The following is a 5,205-nucleotide window of genomic DNA, read 5'->3' on the forward strand; positions in this document are numbered from 1 at the left end:
CGAAAAGGCCTGAGGAAGCGGAGTTTACGAATGGTAAATGAGCATTCCGAAGGCCTTTTAAACGCCGTTTGGCCGACGCGCAGCAGCGCTTGAACAGGTTCTCAGCCGAGGAGCCGAACATGTCCGCCTATCTCCTGCGCCGCCTGGGTATCGCCCTGGCCGTGGCCTTTACCGTTTCCCTCATCAGTTTCTTCCTGCTGCACCTGTCCGGCGACCTGGCTACCGCCATCGCCGGACCCGAGGCCACCGCCGAGCAGATCGAGGTGGTGCGTCATCAACACGGCCTCGATAAACCCCTGGCGACGCAGTATGTCGAGTGGATCGGGCAGTTGCTGCGCCTGGACCTGGGGCAGTCGTTCTTCTTCCAGGAATCGGTACGGGATCTCATCGCCAGCCGCCTGCCCATCACCCTGACCCTGGGCGCCATCGCGCTGCTGGTGGCGCTGCTCATCGCCATCCCGCTCGGGGTGCTGGCCGCGGTCCGGCGCGACACCTGGATCGACCGCCTGGCGCTGACCCTGGCGACCTTCGGCCAGGCGATGCCCAGTTTCTGGTTCGCCCTGGTGCTGATCGTCGTCTTCGCCGTCACCCTGAAATGGCTGCCGGTGTCCGGCAATACCAGCTGGCAGCACTTCATCCTGCCGGCGATCGCCTTGGGCTACTACGCCACTCCCTCGCTGATGCGCCTGACCCGGGCCGGGATGCTCGATGTACTGGGCGCCGACTACATCCGCACCGCCCGGGCCAAGGGCCTGAGTCCGGCGCGGGTACTGTTCAAGCACGCCCTGCGCAATGCACTGATCCCGGTGGTGGCCCTGGCCGCGGTGGAGTTCGGCTTCATGCTGGGCGGCTCGGTGGTGATCGAGGCGGTGTTCTCCCTGCAGGGCATCGGCCAGCTGGCCTGGGACGCCATCGCCCGCAACGACTTCCCGGTGGTGCAGGCCATCGTCCTCTTGATCGCGTTGATCTATATCGTGCTGACACTGGTGGCCGATCTGCTCAACGCCTTGCTCGACCCGCGCATTCGCGTGCGCTAGGAGGCTCCATGACCGTCGCCAATCCCTTCGTGCTCGACGACTATCTGCCCCCGCGGCCGACCCTGGGCCGCCAGCTGCGCCGCTGGTTCGGCCACCGCGGCTTCGCCCTGGGCGCCGTGCTGCTCGTCGTCATCGTCTTCGCCGCCCTGGCCGCGCCCTGGCTGGCGCCTCACGATCCCTATGCCCAGGACGTGATGCAGCGGATGAAACCACCGGTATGGATGGCCAAGGGCACCTGGGCCCATCCGCTGGGCACCGACAAGCTCGGTCGCGACTATCTCTCCCGGCTGCTCTATGGCGCACGCATCTCGCTGTTCATCGGTCTCGCCGCGGCGCTCATCTCCGGCGCCATCGGCACCTTGCTCGGGGTACTCGCCGGTTACTACGGCGGCAAGGTCGACGCCCTGGTGAGCTACCTGGTGACCACCCGCCTCGCCTTGCCGGTGGTGATGGTGGCCCTGGCCGCCGCCTCCCTGGTGGGTGGCTCCCTGCAGGTGGTGGTGATCCTGCTCGGCTGCCTGCTGTGGGATCGCTTCGCCGTGGTGGTGCGCGCCGCCGTGCAGCAGATCCGCGACGCCGAATACGTCGCCGCCGCCCAGGCGCTGGGCTGTTCACCCTGGCGGGTCATCGTCGGCGAGATCCTGCCCAATGTGCTGGGGGCGCTCATCGTGGTGATCACCCTGGAGATGGCCCACGCCATCCTGCTGGAGGCGACCCTGTCCTTTCTCGGCGTGGGCGTGCAGCCGCCGTTGCCGTCCTGGGGGCTGATGATCGCCGAAGGCAAGCCCTACATGTTCTTTTCGCCCTGGGTGATCGCCATTCCCGGCATCGCCCTGATGCTGCTGGTGCTGGCCATCAACCTGGTCGGCGACGGCATCCGGGACCTGGCCGCGCCCAGCGGGCGCAACTAAGCGGAGGACTGACCATGGCACTGCTCGACGTAAGAGACCTGCGGATCGATATCCCCCTGGGGGATGACACCCTGCACGCCGTGCGCGGCCTGGACCTGCAGGTGGAGCGGGGTGAGATGCTCTGCCTGGTGGGCGAATCCGGCTGCGGCAAGTCGCTCACCTCCCTGGCGCTGATGGATCTGCTGCCGCGCCAGGCCCGGCGCCAGGCGGCGCGCCTGACGCTGGGCGAGCACGACCTCCTGACCCTGGGTGAAAGGGGCATGCGCGACCTGCGCGGCAATCGCCTGGCGATGATCTTCCAGGAACCCATGACCGCCCTCAATCCGGCCTACAGCATCGGCGACCAGCTCGAAGAGGTGCTGCGGCGCCACCGCAGGCTGGATCGCAAGGCCGCCTGGGCAGGCGCGGAGGCCATGCTGGAAAAGGTCGGCATCAGCAACGCCGGCGAGCGCCTGCGCCAGTATCCGCACCAGCTCAGCGGCGGACTGCGCCAGCGGGTGGTGATCGCCATGGCGCTGCTCTGCGAGCCGGACCTCATCATCGCCGACGAACCCACCACGGCGCTGGACGTCACCATCCAGGCGCAGATCCTGCACCTGCTGCGCGACCTGCAGCGGGAATTCGGTACGGCCATCGTCTTCATCACCCACGACCTGGGCCTGGTGGCGCGCATCGCCGACCGGGTAGCGGTGATGTATGCCGGCCAGATCGTCGAGCAGGCACCGGCCGCCGAACTCTTCGCCGCGCCGCGGCACCCCTATACCCGTGGCCTGCTGGCGAGCATCCCGGTACCGGGCCGGACCCGTCCCGGGCAACCGCTGGGCGCCATTCCCGGCCTGGTGCCCAGCCTGGTCGGCGAGCAGCACGGCTGCGCCTTTCGCAACAGATGCCCGCAGGCGGTGGCGGCCTGCGCCGACAGCGTGCCCGTGCTGGAGGAGGGCGCGCACCTGGCGCGTTGCCATTTCGCCCTGCCCAGCGAACCCCTGCGCCGGGTCGGAGGTGTGCGATGAGCCGCGAGATCGCCCTGGAGCTGTGCGACATCCGCCGCGAATTCACCCTGGGTCGCGGCCTGTTCCGCCCGCCAGCCACCCTCAAGGCGGTGGATGGCATCTCGCTACGACTCTATCGCGGCGAGACCCTGGGACTGGTAGGGGAATCGGGGTGCGGCAAGAGCACCCTGGCCAAGCTGCTGCTGGGGCTGCTGGCACCCACCAGCGGCGACATCCTGGTAGGCGGCGAGCACCTGCGCGGGGTGGATCGCAAGCGCATGGCCCGGCATATCCAGCCGATCTTCCAGGACCCTTATTCGTCGCTCAATCCGCGCAAGACGGTGCGCGAGATCGTGGCGCTGCCGCTCAAGGTGCATGGCCTGGGCACGCCTGCTGAGCAGCAGCGGCGGGTCGCCGAGATGCTCGACGTGGTGGGTTTGCCACGGCGCGCCGCCGACAGCCATCCCGGTCAGCTCAGTGGCGGCCAGCGCCAGCGGGTGGCCATCGCCCGCGCCCTGGTAATGCGCCCGGACGTGCTGATCTGCGACGAACCCACCTCGGCACTGGACGTCTCAGTGCAGGCGCAGATCCTCAACCTGCTGCTGGAGCTCAAGCGGGAATTCGGCCTGACCTATCTGCTCATCAGTCACAACCTGGCGGTGGTGGAGCACCTGGCCGACCGGGTGGCGGTGATGTACCTCGGCAAGATCGTCGAGGAGCGCGAGCGAGCGGCGCTGTTCGCCCAGCCGGCGCATCCCTATACCCGGGCGCTGCTGGATGCGGTGCTCACCCCTGATCCCAGCCTGGGCCTGCCGGCGCTGGGCCTGGGCGGCAGCTTTCCCAATCCCATCTCGCCGCCCAGCGGCTGCGCCTTCCATCCCCGCTGCCCGCGCTGTTTCGGCCCCTGCGCCGAGCGCTATCCGGAACGTGAACCCATCCCCGGCGGCAGCAAGCGCTGCCACCTGCCCGAACCCGCCTGACCCCGGAGTCCGCCATGACCAGCCGTACCCATGCCCTTGAGCTTGCCGCCGCGCACTTCGACAGCGGCGCCTTCCGTGCCCGGCTCGCCACCGCCGTGGCCCATCCCACCGAAAGCCAGGAACCCGAGCGCCAGGCGGAGTTGCAGCGCTACCTGGATGACTTCATCGCTCCCTATGTCGCCAGTCTCGGCTTCAGTAGCCGGCGGCTGGACAATCCGGTCGCCGGCAAGGGGCCCTTGCTGATCGCCGAGCGGATCGAGGACCCGACGCTGCCGACCCTGCTCAGCTATGGCCACGGCGACGTGGTGCGCGGCGATGCCAGCCGCTGGCGCGAAGGCCTCGCGCCCTGGACGCTGGTGGAGCAGGGCGAGCGCTGGTACGGCCGCGGCACCGCCGACAACAAGGGCCAGCACCTGCTCAACCTGGCGGCGCTGGAGCAGGTGATCGCCGCCCGCGGCGGACGCCTGGGCTACAACGTCAAGCTGCTGCTGGAAATGGGCGAGGAGATCGGCTCGGTCGGGTTGCGCACCTTCTGCCAGGAGCAGCGCCAGGCGCTGGCCGCCGACCTGTTCATCGCCTCCGACGGTCCGCGAGTCTCGGCATCCCGGCCGACGCTGTTCCTGGGTGCCCGCGGCACCTTCAATTTCGATCTGCACCTGGAGCTGCGCGAAGGTGGCCATCACTCCGGCAACTGGGGCGGGCTGCTGGCCAATCCCGGGATCATCCTCGCCCACGCCCTGGCCAGCCTGGTGGATGCCCGGGGCCAGATCCAGGTCGCGGGGCTCAAGCCCGCCGAGCTGCCCGCACCGGTGCGCCGTGCGCTGGCCGACATCGAGGTGGGCGGCGCACCAGGCGATCCGGCCATCGATCCCCGCTGGGGCGAGCCTGGGCTGACCCCGGCCGAACGCGTCTACGGCTGGAACACCTTCGAACTGCTGGCCTTCACCACCGGCAATCCCGAGGCACCGGTCAATGCCATTCCCGGCAGCGCCCGTGCCCACTGCCAGATCCGCTTCGTCGCCGGCTGCGATTGCACGACCTTCATCCCGCTGATCGAGGCGCACCTGGCCGAACGGGGTTTCGCCGCGGTACGCGTCACCCGGGCCAAGGACGAGATCCTCCACGCCTCGCGGCTGGACCCGGAGAATCCCTGGGTGGACTGGGCGCTGACCTCCCTGACCCGCACCCTGGGCGAAAAGCCGGCCTTGCTGCCCAATTTCGGCGGTGGCTTGCCCAATGACATCTTTGCCGACATCCTCGAACTGCCCACCCTCTGGGTACCCCATTC

The 5,205-nt window shown here is 68.8% G+C and carries 5 protein-coding genes; all 5 read left to right on the forward strand.

What is annotated here, in order from left to right; all coding sequences use genetic code 11:
• Nucleotides 1–119: 119 nt before the first annotated feature.
• The gene (locus GSQ95_RS25560; RefSeq protein WP_133861710.1) at nt 120–1,037 is read left to right on the forward strand and encodes an ABC transporter permease; all 918 of its coding nucleotides are present in this window, start codon (nt 120–122) and stop codon (nt 1,035–1,037) included.
• A gap of 8 nt (nt 1,038–1,045) precedes the next feature.
• Entirely contained in the window at nt 1,046–1,948 is a 903-nt protein-coding gene (locus GSQ95_RS25565) for an ABC transporter permease (RefSeq protein ID WP_158895531.1), read from the forward strand.
• A gap of 14 nt (nt 1,949–1,962) precedes the next feature.
• A complete protein-coding gene (locus tag GSQ95_RS25570) occupies nt 1,963–2,958 on the forward strand; it encodes an ABC transporter ATP-binding protein (protein WP_158895529.1) in 996 nt (331 codons plus the stop codon).
• Nucleotides 2,955–3,917 carry an ABC transporter ATP-binding protein gene (locus GSQ95_RS25575; RefSeq protein WP_068384185.1) on the forward strand — a complete coding sequence of 321 codons (963 nt, stop codon included), beginning with the start codon at nt 2,955–2,957 and terminating at the stop codon, nt 3,915–3,917. The genes GSQ95_RS25570 and GSQ95_RS25575 overlap by 4 nt, the downstream gene beginning before the upstream one ends.
• A gap of 14 nt (nt 3,918–3,931) precedes the next feature.
• Nucleotides 3,932–5,205: M20 family metallopeptidase (locus tag GSQ95_RS25580; RefSeq protein ID WP_158974006.1), on the forward strand; the 1,274-nt coding region annotated here is incomplete at its 3' end.

Source organism: Pseudomonas sp. BAV 4579 (assembly GCF_009765395.1).
In the GTDB taxonomy this organism is placed as follows: domain Bacteria; phylum Pseudomonadota; class Gammaproteobacteria; order Pseudomonadales; family Pseudomonadaceae; genus Chryseomonas; species Chryseomonas aestiva.

Coding starts and splice junctions, on each gene's coding strand:
- GSQ95_RS25560 (WP_133861710.1), top strand. CDS start 120: ATGTCCGCCTATCTCCTGCGCCGCCTGGGTATCGCCCTGGCCGTGGCC.
- GSQ95_RS25565 (WP_158895531.1), top strand. CDS start 1,046: ATGACCGTCGCCAATCCCTTCGTGCTCGACGACTATCTGCCCCCGCGG.
- GSQ95_RS25570 (WP_158895529.1), top strand. CDS start 1,963: ATGGCACTGCTCGACGTAAGAGACCTGCGGATCGATATCCCCCTGGGG.
- GSQ95_RS25575 (WP_068384185.1), top strand. CDS start 2,955: ATGAGCCGCGAGATCGCCCTGGAGCTGTGCGACATCCGCCGCGAATTC.